The organism is Bradyrhizobium sp. 21 (genome assembly GCF_023073335.1).
Taxonomy (GTDB): Bacteria; Pseudomonadota; Alphaproteobacteria; order Rhizobiales; family Xanthobacteraceae; genus Bradyrhizobium.
Genome location: NZ_JADPJG010000035.1, coordinates 94,904 through 115,859 on the forward strand (window position 1 = coordinate 94,904; position 20,956 = coordinate 115,859).

22 protein-coding genes and 1 pseudogene are annotated in these 20,956 nt (G+C 63.5%); 13 read left to right on the forward strand and 10 right to left on the reverse strand.

All coding sequences use genetic code 11. The features are described 5' to 3' along the window. The 3 genes and pseudogenes from IVB31_RS29080 to IVB31_RS29090 form a co-directional block, all read left to right on the forward strand. Positions 1 to 317: pseudogene (locus IVB31_RS29080) on the forward strand (3-isopropylmalate dehydratase small subunit); the annotation flags it as partial. Positions 318 to 397: 80 nt separating this feature from the next. Beyond that, positions 398 to 1,183, forward strand: coding sequence for a hypothetical protein (locus IVB31_RS29085; RefSeq protein WP_247332287.1), 786 nt, complete (start codon positions 398 to 400; stop codon positions 1,181 to 1,183). A gap of 229 nt (positions 1,184 to 1,412) precedes the next feature. Next, the gene (locus tag IVB31_RS29090) at positions 1,413 to 1,832 is read left to right on the forward strand and encodes a hypothetical protein (RefSeq protein WP_247330985.1); all 420 of its coding nucleotides are present in this window, start codon (positions 1,413 to 1,415) and stop codon (positions 1,830 to 1,832) included. A 129-nt stretch (positions 1,833 to 1,961) separates the two neighbouring features. Here the strand turns inward: IVB31_RS29090 and IVB31_RS29095 are convergent, their stop codons facing one another. Further along, positions 1,962 to 3,590: a PAS domain-containing methyl-accepting chemotaxis protein gene (locus tag IVB31_RS29095; protein ID WP_247332291.1), complete on the reverse strand. Its 1,629-nt coding sequence runs from the start codon at positions 3,588 to 3,590 to the stop codon at positions 1,962 to 1,964. Between IVB31_RS29095 and IVB31_RS33695 the strand changes: the two genes are divergently transcribed. Together IVB31_RS33695 and IVB31_RS29105 are read left to right on the forward strand one after the other, a co-directional pair. Next, on the forward strand, positions 3,474 to 3,725 hold the full coding sequence (locus tag IVB31_RS33695; protein ID WP_247332400.1) for a hypothetical protein: 252 nt from the start codon (positions 3,474 to 3,476) through the stop codon (positions 3,723 to 3,725). The genes IVB31_RS29095 and IVB31_RS33695 overlap by 117 nt on opposite strands. A 413-nt stretch (positions 3,726 to 4,138) precedes the next feature. Continuing rightward, positions 4,139 to 5,110, forward strand: a complete 972-nt coding sequence (locus IVB31_RS29105; RefSeq protein WP_247330987.1) for an AraC family transcriptional regulator — start codon at positions 4,139 to 4,141, stop codon at positions 5,108 to 5,110. 89 nt (positions 5,111 to 5,199) lie between these two features. Here the strand turns inward: IVB31_RS29105 and IVB31_RS29110 are convergent, their stop codons facing one another. Further along, entirely contained in the window at positions 5,200 to 6,081 is an 882-nt protein-coding gene (locus tag IVB31_RS29110; RefSeq protein WP_247330989.1) for a CoA ester lyase, read from the reverse strand. Between the two features lie 109 nt (positions 6,082 to 6,190). Here IVB31_RS29110 and IVB31_RS29115 point away from each other — a divergent pair, with 109 nt between their 5' ends. Next, positions 6,191 to 6,835, forward strand: coding sequence for a carbonic anhydrase (locus IVB31_RS29115; protein WP_247330991.1), 645 nt, complete (start codon positions 6,191 to 6,193; stop codon positions 6,833 to 6,835). Between the two features lie 106 nt (positions 6,836 to 6,941). On the opposite strand, the gene IVB31_RS29120 is transcribed toward IVB31_RS29115, so the two are convergent. Then, on the reverse strand, positions 6,942 to 7,976 hold the full coding sequence (locus IVB31_RS29120; RefSeq protein WP_247330995.1) for an aspartate-semialdehyde dehydrogenase: 1,035 nt from the start codon (positions 7,974 to 7,976) through the stop codon (positions 6,942 to 6,944). Positions 7,977 to 8,092: 116 nt separating this feature from the next. Here IVB31_RS29120 and IVB31_RS29125 point away from each other — a divergent pair, with 116 nt between their 5' ends. Further along, complete coding sequence (locus tag IVB31_RS29125; RefSeq protein ID WP_247330997.1) at positions 8,093 to 8,881, forward strand: hypothetical protein; 789 nt, start codon at positions 8,093 to 8,095, stop codon at positions 8,879 to 8,881. 157 nt (positions 8,882 to 9,038) lie between these two features. Then, positions 9,039 to 9,419 (forward strand): hypothetical protein, encoded by a 381-nt coding sequence (locus tag IVB31_RS29130; RefSeq protein ID WP_247330999.1) that lies wholly within the window; start codon positions 9,039 to 9,041, stop codon positions 9,417 to 9,419. A 73-nt stretch (positions 9,420 to 9,492) separates the two neighbouring features. Here the strand turns inward: IVB31_RS29130 and IVB31_RS29135 are convergent, their stop codons facing one another. Both IVB31_RS29135 and leuB read right to left on the reverse strand, forming a co-directional pair. Beyond that, positions 9,493 to 10,131 carry a DapH/DapD/GlmU-related protein gene (locus IVB31_RS29135; protein ID WP_247331001.1) on the reverse strand — a complete coding sequence of 213 codons (639 nt, stop codon included), beginning with the start codon at positions 10,129 to 10,131 and terminating at the stop codon, positions 9,493 to 9,495. A gap of 177 nt (positions 10,132 to 10,308) precedes the next feature. Next, entirely contained in the window at positions 10,309 to 11,421 is a 1,113-nt protein-coding gene (leuB, locus tag IVB31_RS29140) for a 3-isopropylmalate dehydrogenase (RefSeq protein WP_247331004.1), read from the reverse strand. 133 nt (positions 11,422 to 11,554) lie between these two features. Here leuB and IVB31_RS29145 point away from each other — a divergent pair, with 133 nt between their 5' ends. Beyond that, the gene (locus IVB31_RS29145; RefSeq protein ID WP_247331006.1) at positions 11,555 to 12,763 is read left to right on the forward strand and encodes a YbfB/YjiJ family MFS transporter; all 1,209 of its coding nucleotides are present in this window, start codon (positions 11,555 to 11,557) and stop codon (positions 12,761 to 12,763) included. Between the two features lie 138 nt (positions 12,764 to 12,901). On the opposite strand, the gene IVB31_RS29150 is transcribed toward IVB31_RS29145, so the two are convergent. The 4 genes from IVB31_RS29150 to IVB31_RS29165 form a co-directional block, all read right to left on the reverse strand. After that, positions 12,902 to 13,684: a molybdopterin-binding protein gene (locus IVB31_RS29150; RefSeq protein ID WP_247331008.1), complete on the reverse strand. Its 783-nt coding sequence runs from the start codon at positions 13,682 to 13,684 to the stop codon at positions 12,902 to 12,904. Positions 13,685 to 13,694: 10 nt separating this feature from the next. Continuing rightward, positions 13,695 to 14,324: a cytochrome b/b6 domain-containing protein gene (locus IVB31_RS29155; protein WP_247331010.1), complete on the reverse strand. Its 630-nt coding sequence runs from the start codon at positions 14,322 to 14,324 to the stop codon at positions 13,695 to 13,697. Between the two features lie 186 nt (positions 14,325 to 14,510). Then, complete coding sequence (locus IVB31_RS29160; protein ID WP_247331012.1) at positions 14,511 to 15,065, reverse strand: fasciclin domain-containing protein; 555 nt, start codon at positions 15,063 to 15,065, stop codon at positions 14,511 to 14,513. A gap of 358 nt (positions 15,066 to 15,423) precedes the next feature. Continuing rightward, positions 15,424 to 16,185: an SDR family oxidoreductase gene (locus tag IVB31_RS29165; protein WP_247331014.1), complete on the reverse strand. Its 762-nt coding sequence runs from the start codon at positions 16,183 to 16,185 to the stop codon at positions 15,424 to 15,426. Positions 16,186 to 16,271: 86 nt separating this feature from the next. Here IVB31_RS29165 and IVB31_RS29170 point away from each other — a divergent pair, with 86 nt between their 5' ends. Continuing rightward, positions 16,272 to 17,801, forward strand: a complete 1,530-nt coding sequence (locus IVB31_RS29170; RefSeq protein WP_247331026.1) for a malonyl-CoA synthase — start codon at positions 16,272 to 16,274, stop codon at positions 17,799 to 17,801. Between the two features lie 169 nt (positions 17,802 to 17,970). Here IVB31_RS29170 and IVB31_RS29175 read toward each other — a convergent pair whose 3' ends face one another. Then, positions 17,971 to 18,831 carry a sulfite exporter TauE/SafE family protein gene (locus tag IVB31_RS29175; protein ID WP_247331028.1) on the reverse strand — a complete coding sequence of 287 codons (861 nt, stop codon included), beginning with the start codon at positions 18,829 to 18,831 and terminating at the stop codon, positions 17,971 to 17,973. 504 nt (positions 18,832 to 19,335) lie between these two features. Between IVB31_RS29175 and sdhC the strand changes: the two genes are divergently transcribed. From sdhC to IVB31_RS29190, 3 genes are all read left to right on the forward strand, one after another. Then, the gene (gene sdhC / locus IVB31_RS29180; protein ID WP_247331030.1) at positions 19,336 to 19,734 is read left to right on the forward strand and encodes a succinate dehydrogenase, cytochrome b556 subunit; all 399 of its coding nucleotides are present in this window, start codon (positions 19,336 to 19,338) and stop codon (positions 19,732 to 19,734) included. Continuing rightward, positions 19,731 to 20,147, forward strand: coding sequence for a succinate dehydrogenase, hydrophobic membrane anchor protein (sdhD, locus tag IVB31_RS29185; protein ID WP_247331032.1), 417 nt, complete (start codon positions 19,731 to 19,733; stop codon positions 20,145 to 20,147). Before sdhC ends, sdhD begins: the two co-directional genes overlap by 4 nt. Before the next feature lie 3 nt (positions 20,148 to 20,150). Further along, positions 20,151 to 20,956 (forward strand): FAD-binding protein (locus IVB31_RS29190; RefSeq protein WP_247331035.1); only part of this gene is annotated, 806 nt, incomplete at its 3' end.

The window sequence follows — 20,956 nt, forward strand, 5'->3', positions numbered from 1 at the left end:
GCGTGATCTCGACCTCGTTCGGCGACATCTTCTACAACAACTGCTTCAAGAACGGCATTCTGCCGATCCGCGTGGCCCAGGAAGACCTCGACAAGCTGTTCGACGATGCCGAGCGCGGCGCCAACGCGACGCTGACGATCGACCTGCCGAACCAGGAGATTCGCGGCCCCGACGGCGGCAAGGTCAAGTTCGAGATCGATCCGTTCCGCAAGCACTGCCTGATCAACGGCCTCGACGACATCGGCCTGACGATGGAGAAGAAGGCCTCGATCGACACCTATGAGGAGAAGCTCAAGCGCGAACGCGCCTGGGCCTGATCGCAAGTTTTTGTTCGAGCCCCGGTGCTACAAGCGCCGGGGCTTTTTCTTTGCCCTGATTATCGCTTATGGCTTCGCGCATGCTGCCCGACATCGTCACCTTCTGGCACGGCCCGATGGACGCCCTGCGCCAGACCTGTCTGCGCTCGCAGCTGGCTGCCGGCCACAAGGTCACGGTCTACAGTTTTGACACCATTCCCGGCCTGCCCGCAGGGGTCGGCAATGCGGACGCCGAGGCGATCCTGCCGCATGCGTTCTCCGAACGATTGCGCCCGCCGCAGCCGGACGGCAGCTGGCGCGACTGGACGACACTTCAGTTCAGCGACTTCTTCCGCATGAAGCTGATGGCGAAGGGTCTTGGCCTCTGGCTCGACGCCGACGTGCTGCTGCTCAAACCCGTCGAGATCGATCCGGCAAAACCCTACTTCGCGTGGGAGCGGCCGCGCCAGCTCGGCAATTCCGTGATCTACCTACCGGCGAAGCACGGCATCGTTGCCGCCTTCGAAGAGCTGATGGAGCAGGAGGAATTGACACCGGACTGGCTGTCGCTGCGCCACCGCATCACCTTCATGATGCGACGCCTGCGCGGCGGCTCGAACCGCCTGTCGGATATTCGCGTTGCGATCTTTGGCCCTGCAGCACTCACGGCTCTCGCCCGCCGCACCGGCGAATTGCAGAACGCGCTGCCGAAGCAATCGTTCTACGCCGTGCATGCCGAGCCAAAGCTGTTCTTCGATCGTTCGAGCTATCTCGGCCTCGTCACCGCCCCCGACATCATCGGCCTGCACATCTCGCCCAAGGGGCGCGGCGGCGAGAAGCCGATCCCGGGCAGCCTGTATGCGTGGGCGGCGGAGAGATTTGGCTAGGTTGATTCGGCGCGTACCGCTCTCGTGCCCCGGACGCAGCGCAGCGCTTCTTCAGCGGTGCGCTGCAGAGCCGGGGCCCAGCAGGCGGCGAGATGGGTCCCGGCTCTGCGCAGCAGCGTTTCACGCTGCAGCGCGTCCGGGACACGAGACCTATTTGATCCAGCGCAACGCGCATCTGCACCATTGCGCCTAATCTGGCTCCAATTCCGTCGTTCGAATGGAGCTTCGCATGAGCACCGCAAGCAGGCCTTATCCCATTGTCCAGGACCTCATCGAGTCCTTTGCAAGCTGGCTGAAGCATCGCCGCGAGCTGAACGAGATCCGGCAGCTCGACCGCGCCGATTTCGACCGCATCGCGCAAGACTTGCGGATCACGCCTGACGATCTCGAGGAGCTGGTCCGCCACGGCAAGCACGCCGCCGACGAGCTGCCGAAAATGCTGGAACAGCTCGGCATCAGCGCCGAAGGGCTCGGCCGCGCTCAGCCGCTGCTGCTGCGCGACATGGAGCGGGTGTGCGCGCTTTGCAGCCACAAGGGCCAGTGCGATCGCGAGCTGGCCGACGGCACCGCCGCGGAGAACTATCACGGTTTCTGCGCGAATGCCTCGACACTGGAGTCACTCGATCGCGCGGATCACGCGCGTCGCTGACGGGAGCGGATTTCTGCGACAGTGGACGAACGGATAGCGGCCGCTCTCCTCGGCCGTGAGACGTTACGACTCGCGTTCGACTGCCGGCTTTGCAAATCCCGTAACTGAAAGTAAGGGCGGTCCGCGAGATCAGGCACCATTGACCATCGCTGCTGCTTCCGCCGCAGCGCGCTGCATGCTGGTCGACATCTCGTTGGTCACCGTGCTTTGCTCTTCGATCGCCGCGGCCGTCGACGTCACATATTCGCTGACGTTGTTGATGGCCGTCTTGATCGAAGCCAGGGCGGTGACGACGTCGCCCGAGATGCCGTTGAGGCTGCCGATCTCAGCGCCGATCTTGTCCGTGGCCTGCTTGGCCTGGTTGGCGAGGCTCTTGACCTCCGAGGCCACCACCGCAAAGCCTCGGCCGGCTTCGCCTGCTCGCGCGGATTCGATGGTGGCGTTGAGTGCCAGGAGGTTGATCTGCCCGGTGATGCTGTTGATGAGCTCGACGATCCCGCTCATCGCCAGCGCCGCTTCGGTGAGGCGCTGGGCCTGGGCGTCCGCGGCGGACACCTGATCGACCGCACTGCTGGCAGTCTGGCGGGACTTGGTCATGGCCTCGGAGATCTCGCGCACCGAGGCGTTCAGCTCCTCCGATCCGGCGGCGACCGACTCCATCATGCCGCGGACGCGCTCGTTGCCCATGCGGACCAGCACCTGCTTCGTGACATCGGTCGCATATTTCACGACCTTGAACGGCTTGCCGTTGAGATCCATGATGGGGTTGTAGGAAGCCTGGATGTAGACCTCCCTGCCGCCCTTGCCGATGCGCTTGTATTCGGCCGCCTGATACTGACCGTCGTTGAGCGTCGCCCATAACTCGCGATAGGCGGGGCCGTCGCGCTCCGACGGCTGGACGAACATGCTGTGATGCTTGCCTTTGATCTCGGCCAGCGAATAGCCGAGCGTGCCGAGGAAATGGGCATTGGCGGTGATGATCGTGCCGTCCATGTTGAACTCGATCACCGCCTGCGCCTTGTCGATCGCCGCGATCTGGCCGGCGAGGTCGGCGTTCCTGAGCTTCTGTTCAGTGACGTCCGTCGCGAACTTGACGACGCCGAACGGCTTGCCGTTCTCGTCGAGCAGCGGATTGTAGGACGCGAGGATCCAGGCCTCGCGGCCACCCTTGCCGATGCGCTTGAACTCGCCAGCCTGGTACTCACCGCGATTGAGCGCTGCCCAGAATTCGCGATAGGCGTCACCGTCGCGCTCGGCCTGGGTCACGAACAGGCTGTGATGCTTGCCTTCGATTTCGGCGAGCGAATAGCCGAGCACCCTGCAGAAACTCTCGTTCGCCGTGACGATGGTGCCATCGAGCTTGAACTCGATCACGGCCTGCGCACGGCTGATGGCGGCGATCTTCGAAGCATCCGCCATGCTGCGGATCTTCTTCGCGGTGATGTCGGTCGCAATCTTGGCAACCATCACCATCTTGCCGTTGCCATCAAGCACCGGATTGTAGGACGCTTCGATCCAGACCTCGCGCCCGCCTTTCGCGATCCGCTTGAACTCACGCGCCTGATACTCGCCGCGGTTCAACGCCGCCCAGAACGCCTTGTCCTCGGCGCTGCCGCGCTGGTCGGCGGGAACGAACATGGAATGATGCTGGCCCTGGATTTCATCAAGCCGATAGCCGAGGGCGTCGAGAAAATTCTTGTTGGCCGTGATGATCGTGCCGTCAAGCTTGAATTCGATCATGGCTTGCGAGCGGCCGATTGCCTCAATCTGAGCTTGTGCATCGAGGCGGGATTTACGACCGAACATTTCATCGCTCCAAAATTGATGGCTCGTTTGCAGCCCGTGGGCTTGCGAGCGATTGCAGCATTCCCGGTCTCGCTCGGAATCTCGTGAGGACCGACCGCTCGTCGGGGCTCCGCGACCCAGCACATGCAGGAGCTATACGAATCGAATTATCAGAGTATTTGTCCGATCGAAGACACAATGGCCGGATTTCGCCAGCGCGATTAGCCGGACAGAAACTTCTCGGCCTTTGCTCTCTCGCCGAGAAGGCCATCCGCTTCGAATTGCGAAGAAGAGCCTGAGATCCTTATCGATGTTCGGCAATGCGGCCGGCAACGTCGATCGCGAACCCGTGGCCACGAGGATCAGGTATGCGCATGGAGCATCGGACAATTCGCCGCAGCCGACATGAGGGCGTTGTGCCTCCTCGAGTGATCCAGTCACGTCCGACAGCCGTTTCGTTGAATCTGGATTTGGTAGCGCCGGGAGGCGATACGATAGTCTTTGGGGTGAGGAATTCTAATTTGGGCGGCGTCTCTTATCTCGACCGGTATCCTTTGCTTCAGTCCCGCGACAGCGAGTTCGCGCGCGACCGCCTGTTCGCCGAATATGGCGCCGACCGCTTCGACAAGCACGGTCAGGAGTTCGGTATCCGGGCCAATTTTGCTCGCTTGCAATCGATCGGCCTCGCCTTCTGCGGTTACGAAGGTGCGGCGTCGCTCTCCTTTCCCGAATCGCCAATTCTCCGCCAGTTCTTCTCCATCCAGGGGTCTGCGAGCTTCAGGACCAATGGGAGCAGCGAGCCAATTGGAGGCTTTAGTCCGATCATCTCCGGCGACGCCAGGCTGGATCTCGAGTTTGCGCCGGGCTATCGCCAATTGGTGCTGAGGATCGATGCTGGCGCGCTCGAGCGGTTGCTGAAGACAATCCTGGGCGATGATAGCGACGTGGAGCTGCGTTTCGTCCCGAGCGAAGCTGATCCGGCGGTCATGACTTATGTTCGTCAGGACGTCTTCAGATTTGCCGAGGAGCTGGACAGGTTCGGACAGGATTACTCACCCATGGCCATCGGCGAACTTGAGCGGGCGTTGATGGTTCGAATCCTTCTGGCGCACCGGCACAATTTCACTGATCGGCTTCAGGGCCCGGCGCCGGGCGCCAACCGATCCGTCATCGACATTGTGGAATCCTACATCGAGGCTCATTGGGACGAACCAATCGATCTGGAGAAGATCGCCGCAATCGCCAATGTCAGCGTTCGGACGATTTATCGGGAATTCTCCGTGGCGGGGCGGGGATCACCGGGCCAGTGCGCGCGGCGCTTCAGGCTTCAGCGGGCGACGGAGCTCTTACGACGTCCGGATGAACAGACCAGCGTCGTTGCCGTCGCGTTCAAATGTGGCTTTCAAAATCTTGGCCGCTTCGCATCGGAATATCGGCGAGCGGTCGGTGAGCTGCCATCCGAAACCTTGAAGAATGCGAGACGGAGACAGTGACGCGACGACGCAGTTCCTGGATTCACAGCAAAGTGCGGCCGCAAGCCGCGAGCATCATGTCGAAATCAGCAGCGCGCAGGTGACGTCCCTCAGCCCTTGCCCATCGCCGCAATCGCATCCGCGATCTCGATCGTGCGTCGCGCCATGTCGGCGTGCAGGCGTTCCACCATTGCGCCGTCGAGACGGATCGCTCCGCGCGAGACGTTCTCCGGCAGCTCGAACGCCGCGATGATCTTTCGCGCGCGGGTGACTTCCTCCTCGGGCGGGGTGAAGATCGCGTTGCAGGCGTCGATCTGCGAGGGATGAATCAGCGTCTTGCCGTCAAAGCCGAGGTCGCGGCCCTGCGCGCATTCGGTGGCGAAACCGTCGGGATTGTTGATGTCGCTGTAGGGACCGTCGAGGATTTCGAGGCCATGGGCGCGGGTCGCCAGGATGCAATGCGTGATCATCGGGATCATCGCGGCGCGACCCGGCAGCATCCTGATACGCGTCTCGCGTGAGATGTCGTTCGGGCCAAAGACGAAACCAGACAGGCGCCTCGCTGGATCGCGCCCGGCGGCGGCAAGTTCCTCCGCATGCAGCACCGCGCGCGCGGTCTCGATCATGGCCCAGACTTTCACGGTCGGCGCCGCACCAAGCTCGGCAAGCCTGCGTCCGATCGTGTCGAGGTCCTCGACGCTGGAGACCTTCGGGACCAGGATGCCGTCGGGCGAGGCCTTGGCCGCCATCGCGACGTCGTCGGCCCACCAGGACGTGTCGAGGCCGTTGGTCCGGATCAGGATCTCGCGCTTGCCGAACCCTTTGGCCGCGATCGCGGCAGCTATCCCGTCGCGCGCCACCGCCTTGGCATCAGGCGCGACGGAGTCTTCCAGATCGAGGATCAGGCCGTCGGCGGCGAGATTACGCGCCTTTTCCAGCGCGCGGGGGTTGGAGCCGGGCATGAACAGATGGCTGCGGCGCGGGCGGGTCATGCAAGCGTTCCTTCCGGTTTCCTCGTCCTATTCTGACCGAGCCGATAGCATCTGGCCTGCCTATTCGAAAGGCTTGTTCGTCCCAGCGGTATATGATTAGGCATAGGCCATGACCACATTCCCAGAGCATTTGCTGGAAGGCTACAAGGCCTTCGCCACCCAGCGGCTGCCGACCGAGCAGACCCGCTACCGCGAGCTGTCGGTGAAGGGGCAGTTCCCTGAAGTCATGGTGATCGGCTGTTGCGACAGCCGCGTCTCGCCCGAAGTGATCTTCGACGTCGGGCCGGGCGAACTCTTCGTGGTCCGCAACATCGCCAATCTGGTGCCGGTGTATCAGCCCGACGGCAACGCGCACGGCGTGTCGGCGGCGCTGGAATACGCCGTGACCGTGCTGAAGGTGAAGCACATCGTGGTGCTCGGGCACGCGCAATGCGGCGGCATTCGCGCTTTCGTCGACAAGATCGAGCCGCTGACGCCGGGCGACTTCATCGGCAAATGGATGCAGATGTTCATCAAGCCGGGCGAGGTCGTCGAGCAGCGCGACCACGAGACCATGGCGCAATTCGTCGAGCGCATCGAGAAGGCCGCGGTGTTCCGCAGCCTGGAAAACCTGATGACCTTCCCGTTCGTGCAGAAGGCGGTGGATGCCGGCCAGATGCAGACCCACGGCGCCTATTTCGGCGTCGCGGAGGGATCGCTGTTCGTGCTGGACAAGGACGCGAAGGAATTTCGCAACGCGCGCGAGGCGACGTAGGCCTTAGCTTCGTAGGGTGGGTTAGCGAAGCGTAACCCACCGCTTGTGTCGCCGCGGAGCCAAAAGAGGTGGGTTACGCCTTCGGCTAACCCACCCTACATTTTCTCTACGCCGCCTTCTTCTTCGCGCTGATCAGCTTGCGGTTGATCAGCACTTCCGCGATCTGGATCGCGTTGAGGGCTGCGCCCTTGCGAAGGTTATCGGACACGCACCACAGCACGAGACCGTTCTCCACCGTCGCGTCCTCGCGGATGCGGCTGATATAGGTGGCGTCCTCGCCCGCCGCCTCATACGGCGTGGCGTATCCGCCGGGCTCATGCTTGTCGATGACGAGGCAGCCGGGCGCCTTGCGCAGGATGTCGCGCGCTTCGTCCGCGGTGATCGGATTCTCGAACTCGATGTTGACGGCCTCGGAGTGGCCGACGAACACCGGTACGCGAACGCAGGTCGCGGAGAGCTTGATCTTGGGATCAAGAATCTTCTTGGTCTCCATCATCATCTTCCACTCTTCCTTGGTGTAGCCGTCCTCCATGAAGACGTCGATCTGGGGGATGATGTTGAAGGCGATGCGCGCGGGGAATTTCTTGTTGACCAGCTCCTGGTTGGTGTAGACGGCCTTGGTCTGCGAGAACAGTTCGTCCATCGCGTCCTTGCCGGCGCCCGAGACCGATTGATAGGTCGAGACCACGACGCGCTTGATGGTCGCCTTGTCGTGCAGCGGCTTGAGCGCGACCACGAGCTGCGCGGTCGAGCAGTTCGGGTTGGCGATGATGTTCTTCTTCTTGAAGCCCGCCGTCGCGTCCGCGTTCACTTCCGGCACGATCAGCGGCACGTCCGGGTCCATGCGCCAGGCGGAAGAGTTGTCGATCACGACCGTGCCGGCGGCGCCGATCTTCGGCGACCATTCCTTCGACACCTCGCCGCCCGCCGACATCAGGCAGATGTCGACGTCGGAGAAGTCGTAATGCTCGAGCGCCTTGCACTTCAGGGTGCGGTCGCCATAGGAGACCTCGACGCCGACGCTGCGGCGTGACGCCAGGGCCACGACCTCGTCCGCGGGGAATTTGCGCTCATCGAGGATGTTGAGCATTTCCCGTCCGACATTGCCGGTCGCGCCGACGACTGCGACTTTGTAACCCATCGTTCACTCTCCGATGAAAAAGCCCGTTCCTGAAGCTGACGCTTAAACAGGAAGAGCAGCGCTTCTATGCGAGAACCGGCCTCAAGACAACGTTGGACCATGCCTTGGGGACGAGGATGCAGTCGCTCGAGGCCAGCACGGCCGCAACCCCCCCCAGGACCGCCATCCATCTGGCGCTTGCAGCCTTCGCCGACGAGGTCGTCGGCACGCTGGCGCGCCTGTTCGTCTATGTGGGGACGCTCGTCCTGTTTGCCATCCTCGCGCTTGCAGCGGTCGGCCAGCTGCCGAACCTGCGCGACGATGAGCGGATGGAAAAGCCGGGGTGGGCCGAGGCCTCCCGCTCGCATCCGGCCTTCGCGCTCAGCAAGCTCGATTCATCAGAGAAAACAGCCACTTACGTCATCCTTCGGCATCCCGAGGGCGGTCGCAGGGACGTGATGCGCTGGACCGGCGAGGCGGACAAGCCTGTCGCCGAGCTCGAAATCTACCGGGAGGGCGGCGAATTCGACGTGGCGCGTCCCGCAACGGCGGACCTGGCCGTCCAGATGGGACTGGGCGCAGCGACGGCCCTCGAGCAGGCCGGACTGATCGACACGAAATTCGGGCCTGTCGTCCTGTTCCGGCCCACCGATGCTGCGAACGGGACTTGCCTGGGCTACCTCAAGCGCAGCGAGGAGCCCGCGCTCCAGGTCTCCGGCTTCTCCTGCCAGGGCGAGACGCTGCCGGCACGGCGTGCGGCGGTCGCCTGCACGCTGAACCGACTGACGCTTCTGACCTCGGGCAACGAGCCGAAGCTGGCGGAATTTTTCGCCCATGCCGAGCTTAAGCGCAGGGGTTGCGACGCCGCGGCCTCGTCTGACTGGCTGTTGGGCGCCGCGAACGCGCAATTGCGCGGAGCGCTTTGATCGCCATTGAGCCCAAGTGGCTGGTATTCATGCAACTTTTGCCGGCGCGCACGATTATTCCGCGCTGGTGTGACCCAATAGACCTAGTTGCGGCCGCCCCCGCCGGGCTAGTATGGGAGTGAAATCGATTGGCGGCTTGCTGCCTGAAGGGGACGTGATGAGCTCGAAATTCTCTGGAGCAAACAAATTGGCGATGTGGCTTGCGGCAGGGGCCGTTGTTGCCGTCGCGCTCGCGGCACCGGCTTCGGCCGACACCAAGAAGCAGCGCAGCGACAGCGCCCGCCACTATTACGGCCCGAGCGGTCCCAACGCGGTCTATCAGCAGGGCCGTACCCGCCTCTATGTGAGCAAGCGCTCCTGGCTCGACGGCGGCACCGAAGTCAATCCGGGCGACCGCAAGTTCAGCGACTATGCCTTCCCGCCGTCCGTGGGCTATCCGTCCTTCGCCCGCGAAAACCTCAACCGTCCGATCGATCGCCAGCCGCTGGCGACGCCGGCCGATGTCGGCGGCTATCCGCAGAATTTCCCGCTGTACTGAGGCGGACTGATCGACCGAATCAAATGGCCGGGCTCACGCCCGGCCATTTTCGTTTGTGGGAGATGCGTCCGTCTTACGCGTTGGCCGCGGGATCGTAGCGCCTGCAAAATTCTTCGATCGCCTCGGAGCGGAAATCGCCCAGGCGCTCGAAGATGAGCTCATCCGGCCAATCCCACCAGGCGATCCGGCGCAGGCTTTCCGCGACGGGCTCATCAAAGCGCTTGCGGATGGGACGCGCGGGAACGCCGCCGACGATCGTGTAGGGCTCTACATCGCGGCTGACGACCGCGCCCGCGGCAATCACCGCGCCGTCACCGACGATCACGCCCGGCAGCAGGATCGCGGCGTGCCCGATCCAGACATCATTGCCGACGATCACGCGGTCGCCGCGGCGGTCGGCGAAAAAGTCGCGGTCACGGCTCGCGCTCGCATCGTAATATTCCGGGCAATAGGTGAAGCGATGCTGGGACGGACGGCCCATCGGATGGTTCGGCGCACCGATCCGCGCCGAATTTGCGATGGCCGTGAATTTTCCGATTGCCGCATCGGCGACCTCGCAGTTCTCGCCGAGGTACGAATAGTCGCCGAGCGAGGAATATTCGATGCGCGTGTTGCTCAGGATTTCGCAACGGCGGCCGATCTGCGCCTCGCGCTGGCGCACCGTTTCATGGATGATCGTTTCCGCGAGCTTGGGGCGATGCGAGGCATCCATGAGGTGGCTCCTGAAGTGCGTAAAGTGGGTTAGCCCTGCGACTGCGCGAAGCGCAGTTCGCACGGCGTGACCCACCACGGTCTTCTCCGCGGAAACAAAAAGAGGTGGGTTACGCCAAGCGGCCTACGCTTCGCGCAGTCCGCAGGGCTAACCACCCTACGATTGCGGCCCTTGCCTCTACGCGTGCAGCTTCTGCAATTCCTTCAGGATCGCTTCGCCCATCTGCGTGGTCGAGGCAGCCGTCGTGCCATCCGACTTGATGTCGGCGGTGCGCAGGCCGCTGGCGAGCACCGCGGCGATCGCAGCGTCGACCTTGTCGGCGAGCTCGCCCATGTCGAAGGAATAGCGCAGCGCCATGCCGAAGGACGAGATCATCGCGATCGGATTGGCGAGACCCTGGCCGGCGATATCAGGCGCCGAGCCGTGCACGGGCTCGAACAGCGAGCGGCGCTTTTTGGTCTTGGCATCGACTTCGCCGAGCGAGGCCGAGGGCAGCATGCCGAGCGATCCCGTCAGCATCGCTGCGATGTCGGACAGCATGTCGCCGAACAGATTGTCGGTGACGATGACGTCGAACTGCTTCGGCCACTTCACCAGCATCATGCCGCCGGAATCGGCGAGCTGGTGCTCGAGCGTGACGTCCGGATATTCGCGCTTGTGGACCTGGGTCACGACCTCGTTCCAGAGCACGCCCGACTTCATGACGTTGCGCTTCTCCATCGACGTCACCTTGTTCTTGCGCTTCTTGGCAAGCTCGAAGGCGACGCGGGCGATGCGCTCGATCTCGTAGGTGTCGTAGACCTGGGTATCGATGGCGCGCTTCTGGCCGTTGCCGAGATCGGTGATGGTCTTGGGCTCGCCGAAATAAACGCCGCCGGTGAGCTCGCGCACGATCATGATGTCGAGGCCCTCGACCGCCTCGCGCTTCAGGCTCGAAGCGTCCGCCAGCGCCGGGTAGCACATTGCAGGCCGCAAGTTCGCGAACAGGCCGAGATCCTTGCGCAGGCGCAAGAGGCCAGCTTCGGGGCGCACTTCATACGGCACCGCGTCCCATTTCGGGCCGCCGACCGCACCGAAGATGATCGCGTCGGCGTCCGTGGCCTTGGCCATGTCGCCTTCGGAGATCGATACTTTATGCGCGTCATAGGCGGAGCCGCCGACCAGGCCGGTGTCAGTCTCGAATTTGGCGATCCCGGCCGAATTGAGCCAGTCGATCAGCCGCTTCACCTCGCCCATCACCTCGGGGCCGATACCGTCGCCGGGGAGCAGCAGCAGTTTGTGGGTCGCCATGGTCGTTTCCTCTGAGATCGAATTTCGGCCGGAGTGCTAGAGCGGCGTTGCGCGCTTGGCAAGACACCATTGCCGCGGCGCGGCTGTGCAAGGCGGGCGGGGCCTGCCACACTGCGGAGGCCGGAGTACCCCTTTGCACGCCAAAGACTACCTTGCTCAAGACCGTCGCCCCCCGCCCGACGCTCATCCCGCGCGGCTGATCCTGACCCTGTCGTTGGCCGCGACGGTCGGGCTCGGCATCGGCCGCTTTGCCTATGCCCTGGTGCTGCCCGACATGCGGGAGGACCTCGGCTGGTCCTATTCGGCGGCCGGTTTCATGAACACCATCAACGCCGTCGGCTACCTCGTGGGCGCGCTTGTGGCGTCCCGGCTGATCGAGCGCATCGGCTGGTCGGCGGCGATCCGCTTGGGAACCCTGGCCTGTGTCGCCGCGCTCGCGGTGTGCGCGCTGACCGGGAATTTTTTCGCGCTGAGCCTGGCGCGCCTCGTGCTGGGCCTCGGCGCTGCGGCCGGCTTCGTTGCCGGCGGCGCGCTGGCCGCGACCATCGCGCAGTCGCACCCCGCGCGGGCCAATTTCCTGCTGAGCCTGTTCTATGCCGGCCCGGGCGTCGGCATTCTCTCTTCCGGGCTGATCGCGCCGTTCACGCTGCAGCATTTCGGACCGGGCTCGTGGTGGATCGTGTGGTGGGCGATGACGCTGCTCGCGGCCGTGATGACGGTGCCGCTGTTTCTGACCCGCATCGAGAGCGGCGCGCGCTTCTCGGGAGGCAGCCACGGCGCCTTCGCGATTCTTCCGGTGCTGATCTATCTCGCCGCCTACTTCCTGTTCGGCGCCGGCTACATCGCCTACATGACCTTCATGATCGCCTATGTGCGCGACGGCGGCGGCGGGGCCGCGGCGCAGGCGGCGTTCTGGAGCCTGATCGGCCTCAGCGCCTTCGTCACGCCCTGGGTCTGGCGCGGTGTGCTCGCGCTCGACCGCGGCGGATTGGCCACCGCCATCATCCTCGGCACCAACGCGCTCGGCGCCGCCCTGCCGATGCTCGGGCATTCGCCGGCATGGCTTGCGGTCTCCGCCGTCGTGTTCGGCGTCGCCTTCTTCGCCGTGGTCGGCTCGACCACAGCCTTCGTGCGCTTCAACTATCCGCCGGAGGTGTGGCCGACCGCGATCGCGGCGATGACGATCTCGTTCGGCGTCGGCCAGACCCTCGGCCCGATCGTGGTCGGCGCGATCACGGACGCGCTGGGGAGCTTGAGTTACGCGCTGAATGTGTCGGCGGCGCTGCTGGCGTTAGGGGCGGTTGCCGCGTTGTGCCAGCGCAAGGTGGGGCGGGCCTCATAACCAGTGCCGTCCCGGCGAAGGCCGGGACCCATAAGCACAGGGAGCACTTTGGCGAAGACTGGTCGTTCGAAATTGGCATATCGCGAAAATCGATAGACCTCGCGGTATGGGTCCCGGCCTTCGCCGGGACGACAACAACTAGCTCCCGCTGAACGAATTATACCCCTGGTCTTCCCAATAGCCGCCTTTGTAGTCGTTGGTGACTTCCATCGACACCACGTATTTCGGGTTCTTGAAGCCGAGCTTGGTCGGCACGCGGATCTTCATCGGGAAACCATAGGCGCGCGGCAGAATCTCGTTGGCGTATTTGAACGTCATCTGGGTCTGCGGATGCAGCGCGGTGCGCATGTCGAGCGGCGAGTTGTAGCCCTCCTTGTCGGCGCACTGGAACCAGACGTACTTTGCCCGCGTGTCGGCGCCGATCAGCTTGAGGAAATCGCGCAAGGGGGTGCCGGTCCAGCTTCCGATCGCGCTCCAGCCCTCGACGCAGATGTGACGCGTGATCTGGCTGACTTGCGGCAATTTGTAGAGCTCTTCGAGCGTCCACGATTTCTTGTTGTCGACGAGGCCGCGCACCTCGAGCTTCCAATCCTTGCCGTCGACCTCGGGTGCGTCGTCGAGATCGTAATAGGCGTTGAACGGAAACGGTTTTGTGATCGCGCTCTCGGCAAACGTCGGCGCCAGCGCGGCGGGATTGAAGATGAAATCCTGCACCGCGTCGTTGAATTTCGAGACCGTCTTCAGCATCTCCTCGGCCGAGGACGAGTCGATCACGTCGCAGCCGGTGAGCAACGTCAGCGCCCCCAAGCTGGCGCCGCCCGTGATGAAGCGGCGGCGGGTGACATCCGGCATCGTCTTGATGGAGTCCTTGATCAGCAGCCGCTTGTCGACGCCTGGGATCAGGAATGAACGCTTTGCCATGTTCTCCTCCTCAGCGGCCGATGATCATCGCGCGCAGGCTCTTCGGCACCAGCAGCGCGAGCAGGACGTGAATGACGAGGAACGCGCAGATCGCGGCCATGCAGAAGAAATGGATATAGCGCGCGGTCGGATAGTCGCCGAACAGCGAGACGAGCCAATGCAGCTGCACTGGTTTCCACATCCCGAGGCCCGTGAGCACAATCAGAACGCCGACCACGATGATGCCGGCATAGAGCACGCGTTGCACGGAGTTGTAGACCGAGAGATCCTCATGGCTGAGCTTGAAGGTCAGGGCCGCCTTGACGTCGTGGAGCACGCCCGCCGGCGTGATCGGCAGCAGCTTCTTGCGGAAGCGGCCGGTGGCGAGACCGGTGATGAGATAAGCGAGCCCGTTGACCATCAGCAGCCACATCGCGGCAAAGTGCCAGAGCAGGCCGCCGCCGAGCCATCCGCCAAGCGTGTAGTCGCGCGGAAAATGGAAGCCGAACAGCGGCGAGGCGTTGTAGATCTGCCAGCCCGACAGAATCATCAGGACCATGGCAAGGGCATTGATCCAGTGCATGACCCGCACCCAGGCCGGCTGGATCGTCTTGGCCGGTGCCGCTTCGATGTGCTCGTCGACTGTGGCTAGGCTCGACATGGTGGTTCCGTCCTGTGAGATCGCGTTGGCCATTATACGCCAGCAAGTCCGCGTTCGTTACGCCCGATCTTTCCCGAATCGGACGCGTCTGGCGGGGAGCTTCTCACAATAAAGCGAGCCGGGGGTACCCCCGGCTCGCCTTGCCGCATATCCCTGTCAGGGGGACTAAACAGGGGTTGCGCGGTGTTACGTCGCGGGCATCAGCACGGTGTCGACCACATGGATCACGCCGTTGGACTGGTTGACGTTGGGGATCGTGACGGTGGAGGAGCCCCCCTTGGCGTCGACGATCATGACGGAGCTGCCGGACTTCTTGACCGTCAATTCCTCGCCCTCGACGGTCTTCAGCTTCTTGCCGTCGGTAAGGTCGGAGGCTTCGAGCTTGCCGGACACGACATGGTAGGTGAGGATCTTGGTCAGCGTCGCCTTGTTCTCGGGCTTGACCAGGGTGTCGACGGTGCCGGCCGGCAGCTTGCCGAAGGCGGCGTTGGTCGGCGCGAAAACCGTGAACGGGCCCTTGCCTTCCAGCGTCGGCACCAGGCCGGCCGCCTTCACGGCCGCGACCAGCGTGGTGTGGTCCTTGGAGTGGACAGCGTTCTCGACGATGTTCTTGGACGGGAACATCGCGGCGCCCCCGACCATGACGGTCTTTTCCTCGGCGCGGGCGGGCGCGACGACGGTCGCGGTGATAGCCAGTGTGCTGAACGCTGCGGCAGCGAGATAGGCAATACGCTTCGACATGGAGAGTCTCCCGATTGGATGGTGACCGGCGATAGCCGGCGTTCGAGTTGGGCAACAACGGTGGCTGCAGCAGTTTGACGTGAGGCAGAAGCGCCGTCGTTGGCTCGAATTACGGGAGGGTTGGCGGAGTGGTTTCGAACAATATTTTATCGTGATGCGTGAAACTATAGGGTGGCACATCCGTGTGTGAGCGCTACAAACTCAATTGTCGTCCCGGCCTAGTGCGCAATTGCGCACGGGGGCCGGGACCCATACTCCCGATAAGCAGTTGTAGCGCGAGACAGGTAACCACGTGTCTTCGCCAAACTACGTCCTGTGGTTATGGGTCCCGGCCTTCGCCGGGACGACGAGTGACCTCTCAATCCCTGTTATGCGGCGTCTGGATGAACCCGCGATTATGCGTCGGGCTGATCAAGAGCTCGTTGATGCACACGCGCGGCGGCATGCTGGCGATGAACGCGATGGTACGGCCGAGATCTTCGGATTGCAGCATCTTCGCCTGCTCGGCCTCGCTCGGCACCACCGGGCGCAGTTTCAGGATCGGCGTCGCAACCTCGCCCGGCATCAGGCAGCAGGCGCGCAGGCCGTTGACGCATTCGTCCATGTTGAAGGAATGGGTCAGCGCCAGCACCGCATGTTTGGTGGTGGTGTAGGCAGGACCCGGCATCTTCGAGACGTGGCGGCCGGCCCAGGATGAGACGTTGATGATGGAGCCGTCCTGCTGCTTGCGCATCGTCGGCAGCACCGCGTGCATGCAATAGAGCACGCCGTTGAGATTGACCTGGACCAGCTGGTCCCAGCCCTCCAGTTCCATGTCCTTCCAGCTCCGCTTGGGGACATTGATGCCGGCATTGTTCACGAGCAGGTCGATCCGGCCGTGCCTGGCGACGATCTGATCGGCCGCCTTCTGGGCCTCGGCGGCGTTGGACACGTCCAGCGCGATGGCCTCGGCCGTCCCGCCGGCCTTGGCGATCTTCGCGACCACGGTATCCAGGGCGTCCTTGCGGCGGCCTGAGACCACGACGATCCAGCCGTCGGCGGCGAGCGCCTCGGCGCCAGCCTCGCCGATCCCGCTGCCGGCGCCGGTAACCCAGGCCACACGTTTCCCGTTTTTTGACATGCAAACTGTCTCCGTTGCTTCATTGGGGCGGTTTTTGCTAATCCAGCCCTCGGTTTTGACCGGCCTTCGCCGGCGAGGAATGTTGCATGAACCAAGCTGCCAACGCCAATCTGTTTTCCCGCCTGTTTGACGGTCTGGACGATCCCAAACGCCTTGCGATCGAGACGCAGGACGGCGCCCATATCAGCTATGGCGATCTGATCGCGCGCGCTGGGCAAATGGCGAATGTGCTGGTCGCGCGCGGCGTGAAGCCCGGCGACCGCGTGGCGGTGCAGGTGGAAAAATCCGTGGCCAACATCGTCCTGTATCTGGCGACCGTGCGCGCCGGCGCGGTCTATCTGCCGCTCAACACCGCCTATACGCTGAACGAGCTCGACTATTTCATCGGCGATGCCGAGCCCTCGCTGGTGGTCTGCGATCCCTCCAAATCCGAGGGCCTCGCCCCGATCGCCGCCAAGGTGAAGGCGAAAATCGAGACGCTCGGACCCGACGGCAAGGGCTCGCTGACGGAAGCCGCCGAGAAGGCGAGCAGCGAATTCGCGACGGTGCCGCGCGCAAACGACGATCTTGCCGCGATCCTCTACACATCGGGCACCACCGGCCGCTCCAAGGGCGCGATGCTGACCCACGACAATCTGGCATCGAACTCGCTCGCGCTCGTCGGCTACTGGCGCTTCACCGACAAGGACGTGCTGATCCACGCGCTGCCGATCTACCACACCCACGGCCTGTTCGTGGCGACCAACGTGACGTTGTTCGCCCGCGCGTCGATGATCTTCCTGCCAAAGCTCGATCCGGACCTGATCATCAAGCTGATGGCGCGTGCCACGGTGCTGATGGGCGTGCCGACCTTCTACACGCGGCTCCTGCAAAATTCCGCGCTGTCGCGCGACACCACACAACACATGCGGCTGTTCATCTCGGGCTCGGCGCCGTTGCTCGCCGAGACCCATCGCGAATGGTCGGCGCGCACGGGGCATGCAGTGCTCGAGCGCTACGGCATGACCGAGACCAACATGAACACGTCGAACCCGTACGATGGGGAGCGCGTGCCCGGCGCGGTCGGCTTCCCCCTGCCCGGCGTGTCCGTGCGCGTGACCGATCCCGAGACAGCTAAGGAGCTGCCGCGCGATGAGATCGGCATGATCGAGGTCAAGGGCCCGAACGTCTTCAAGGGCTATTGGCGCATGCCGGAGAAGACCAAGGCGGAATTCCGCGACGACGGCTTCTTCATCACCGGCGACCTCGGCAAGATCGACGGCAAGGGCTATGTCCATATTCTCGGCCGCGGCAAGGATCTCGTTATCTCCGGTGGCTTCAACGTCTACCCCAAGGAAATCGAGAGCGAGATCGACGCCATGCCGGGCGTGATCGAATCCGCCGTGATCGGCGTGCCCCACGCCGATTTCGGCGAGGGCGTCACGGCGGTGCTGGTCTGCAACAAGGGCGCCGATGTGAACGAGGCTGCGGTGTTGAAGGCACTCGACGGCCGGCTGGCAAAGTTCAAGATGCCCAAACGCGTCTTCGTGGTCGACGAGCTGCCGCGCAACACGATGGGCAAGGTGCAGAAGAACGTGCTGCGGGACACCTACAAGGATATTTACGCGAAGAAATAGGGGCGGACTTCAGGCACAGTCGCGCCATACCCTCGCCGTCATGCCCGCGAAGGCGGGGCATCCAGTACGCCGCGGCTTCTCGTTCAATCACTGTCGTCTCTGGAATACTGGATTCCCCGCCTTCGCGGGGAATGACACTGGGCGCGTAGCGCCTATGCGCCCCAAACCCTCACTGCCCGCCCACCAGACTGATAACAAACCGGCTACCGACGATGAAGAGATAGCACCCGAACGCCATCTCAAGCGTCCGCTTCGACATCGCGTGCGCGGTTCTCACGCCGAGCGGCGCGGTGACGAGGCTCATCGGCATCACCAGGACCGCGCCGATCAGCGAGACATAGCCGAGCGCGAACGGCACTTGCAGCGCTGCGACGGCCGCATAGTTCGCGGCCGCGGGCCAGCCGGCATAGATGTAGCCGAGCGCACCGGGGATCGAAATCAAGACCGCGAGTGCCGAAGAGGTCGCGACCGCCTGATGAATCGGCCGGCCGTAGAAGGTCATCAGCAGGTTGGAGAACAGCCCGCCGCCGATGCCCATCAAGGTCGACAGGATGCCGACGCAGAAGCCGTAGACGCGCATCAGCGGGCCCTTCGGCAGATCGTCGCCGAACTTCCAGGACTCGCGCCCCAAGATCAGCCGTATCGCCGCCGAATAGGCGACGCAGACGAACACGATCTTGAACAGCCGCTCGGGCGCGTAGCGCGCGACCACGCTGCCGGTGACGACGCCGATCAGGATCGGTAGCCACCACACCCGAAGGATCTCAAGATCTACGGCGCCGCGCTTGTAATGCGCCTGGAACGAGCGGATGGAGGTCGGGATGATCACGGCGAGCGAAGTGCCGACGCAAAGCGGCATGCGCACTTCCAGCGGCACGCCGGCGATGCGGAAGCATTCGTAAAACACCGGCACCAGAATCGCGCCGCCGCCGATACCGAACACGCCGGCCAAAAATCCGGAGAGCGCGCCGGTTGCGATCAGCAACAGCGCGAGCTCCACGATCTCCTTGATATCAAGACCTGCAATCACCCCTGACCTGCCCCGGCGACTGGTCGCAACCTCTCCGAAGCATTCGCCCGAACATGGCTGCGCGTGGAAAGCTGTAAGCGATCTGGTTGGTCCGGTCGACACGAGCCGCCTTCCGGCTGGGGTGGAATGCAGGGCGCGCATATCCGAGCCGGGCCAAAAAAATGGCGGGGCGGCGGGTTGGCGGACCGGATCAAGACACCGTTGGCCAGCGCGTTCAGAGGTTTGGACGGGATGGTCCGTTTAGAGGCGTTCCAACAGCGATTTCAACGGCCACGGACAGAAGCTTGAAAGAGCGAATTTATATTCGATCTTTGGTCTGTCGACCGCCGCTCTGGTATACCAAGCAGCGGATTGGCCTTGTTTCATCAACGCCATAGCGCTGAACGCAGGTTCGATTTATGGCGAATTGGTGATTGCGCAGGTGAAATCGACTCCGTAAATAGAGCCAACCTTCCGCGATCTCCGCGCGCCCCATGCCGGGCCGCAACAAAGCAATCGAAGCCCATGACCGCACGGATCGAACGACCGCTTTCGCCACACATGCAAGTCTACCGCTGGACGCTGACGATGGCGCTGTCCATCGTGCATCGCGCCACCGGTATCGCCCTCTATGTCGGAACCCTGCTGCTGGTCTGGTGGCTGGTCGCGGCGGCCTCCGGCCCTGCCGCCTATGCCAACGTCCAGGCCTTCACCGGCAGCATCATCGGGCGGCTGATCGTGTTCGGCTACACTTGGGCGCTGATGCACCACATGCTCAGCGGCATCCGGCATTTCGTCTGGGACCTCGGTTACGGCTTCAAGCCCAATGAGCGCGAAGCGCTGACCTGGGGCGCGCTGATCGGCGGCATCGTGCTGACGGTGCTGATCTGGATCATCGGCTACGCGATCGGAGGTGGACGATGAGTTTCGACGAATCCCACGGCGCTCCGAAGGGCTCCTCCATGCGCACCCCGCTCGGCCGCGTCCGCAATCTCGGCGCGGCGCATTCGGGCACCTCCGATTTCTGGCGCCAGCGCCTCACCGGCGTTGCCCTGACGCTGCTGATGATTCCCGCGCTAGTGATCATCATGATGTTGCTCGGCCCCAATCAGGTTCGCGCCGCGCAGATCCTCAGCTCGCTGCCCGTCGCCGTGATCCTGCTGCTCTTCATCTTCGCCTGTACCTGGCACATGAAGATCGGCATGCAGGTCGTGATCGAGGACTACGTCCATAACGAGAAGCTGAAGCTCGTCTCGGTCATGCTCAACAATTTCTTCACGATCGCCGTGGCACTCGCCTCGACCTACGCGATCCTGAAGCTTTCATCCGGAGTGTAACCCATGGTTACCGCAACGAATGGCAAGGGCAACGGCGCACCCGCCACCAACGGGAAAGCCTATCCGATCGAAGACCACACCTATGACGTCGTCGTGGTCGGCGCCGGCGGCGCCGGCTTGCGCGCCGTGGTCGGCTGCAGCGAAGCCGGCCTGCGCACCGCCTGCATCACCAAGGTGTTTCCGACCCGCTCGCACACGGTTGCGGCGCAGGGCGGCATCTCGGCCTCGCTCGGCAACATGCACAAGGACGACTGGCGCTGGCACATGTACGACACCGTGAAGGGGTCGGACTGGCTCGGCGACCAGGACGCCATCGAATACATGGTGCGCAATGCGCCCGAGGCGGTCTACGAGCTCGAGCATTGGGGCGTGCCGTTCTCGCGCACCGAGGACGGCAAGATCTACCAGCGCCCGTTCGGCGGCATGACCATGGACTACGGCAAGGGCCAGGCGCAGCGCACCTGCGCCGCTGCCGACCGTACCGGCCACGCCATGCTGCACACGATGTATGGCCAGTCGCTGCGCCATGCAGCGGAGTTCTTCATCGAGTTCTTCGCCATCGATTTGATCATGGACGACCAGGGCATCTGCCGCGGCGTCATCGCGCTCAAGCTCGACGACGGCACGCTGCACCGTTTCCGTGCCCAGACCGTCATCCTCGCGACCGGCGGTTACGGCCGCGCCTATGCCTCCTGCACCTCGGCGCACACCTGCACCGGCGACGGCGGCGGCATGGTGCTGCGCGCCGGCCTGCCGATGCAGGACATGGAGTTCGTGCAATTCCACCCGACCGGCATCTACGGCTCGGG

Excerpts from the sequence above, each read along its gene's own strand:
- IVB31_RS29085 (WP_247332287.1), top strand. The coding sequence starts at position 398 with ATGCTGCCCGACATCGTCACCTTCTGGCACGGCCCGATGGACGCCCTG.
- IVB31_RS29090 (WP_247330985.1), top strand. The coding sequence starts at position 1,413 with ATGAGCACCGCAAGCAGGCCTTATCCCATTGTCCAGGACCTCATCGAG.
- IVB31_RS33695 (WP_247332400.1), top strand. The coding sequence starts at position 3,474 with ATGATGCTGGCCCTGGATTTCATCAAGCCGATAGCCGAGGGCGTCGAG.
- IVB31_RS29110 (WP_247330989.1), bottom strand. The coding sequence starts at position 6,081 with ATGACCCGCCCGCGCCGCAGCCATCTGTTCATGCCCGGCTCCAACCCC.
- IVB31_RS29115 (WP_247330991.1), top strand. The coding sequence starts at position 6,191 with ATGACCACATTCCCAGAGCATTTGCTGGAAGGCTACAAGGCCTTCGCC.
- IVB31_RS29120 (WP_247330995.1), bottom strand. The coding sequence starts at position 7,976 with ATGGGTTACAAAGTCGCAGTCGTCGGCGCGACCGGCAATGTCGGACGG.
- IVB31_RS29125 (WP_247330997.1), top strand. The coding sequence starts at position 8,093 with ATGCAGTCGCTCGAGGCCAGCACGGCCGCAACCCCCCCCAGGACCGCC.
- IVB31_RS29130 (WP_247330999.1), top strand. The coding sequence starts at position 9,039 with ATGAGCTCGAAATTCTCTGGAGCAAACAAATTGGCGATGTGGCTTGCG.
- IVB31_RS29135 (WP_247331001.1), bottom strand. The coding sequence starts at position 10,131 with ATGGATGCCTCGCATCGCCCCAAGCTCGCGGAAACGATCATCCATGAA.
- leuB (WP_247331004.1), bottom strand. The coding sequence starts at position 11,421 with ATGGCGACCCACAAACTGCTGCTGCTCCCCGGCGACGGTATCGGCCCC.
- IVB31_RS29150 (WP_247331008.1), bottom strand. The coding sequence starts at position 13,684 with ATGGCAAAGCGTTCATTCCTGATCCCAGGCGTCGACAAGCGGCTGCTG.
- IVB31_RS29155 (WP_247331010.1), bottom strand. The coding sequence starts at position 14,324 with ATGTCGAGCCTAGCCACAGTCGACGAGCACATCGAAGCGGCACCGGCC.
- IVB31_RS29160 (WP_247331012.1), bottom strand. The coding sequence starts at position 15,065 with ATGTCGAAGCGTATTGCCTATCTCGCTGCCGCAGCGTTCAGCACACTG.
- IVB31_RS29165 (WP_247331014.1), bottom strand. The coding sequence starts at position 16,185 with ATGTCAAAAAACGGGAAACGTGTGGCCTGGGTTACCGGCGCCGGCAGC.
- IVB31_RS29170 (WP_247331026.1), top strand. The coding sequence starts at position 16,272 with ATGAACCAAGCTGCCAACGCCAATCTGTTTTCCCGCCTGTTTGACGGT.
- sdhC (WP_247331030.1), top strand. The coding sequence starts at position 19,336 with ATGACCGCACGGATCGAACGACCGCTTTCGCCACACATGCAAGTCTAC.
- sdhD (WP_247331032.1), top strand. The coding sequence starts at position 19,731 with ATGAGTTTCGACGAATCCCACGGCGCTCCGAAGGGCTCCTCCATGCGC.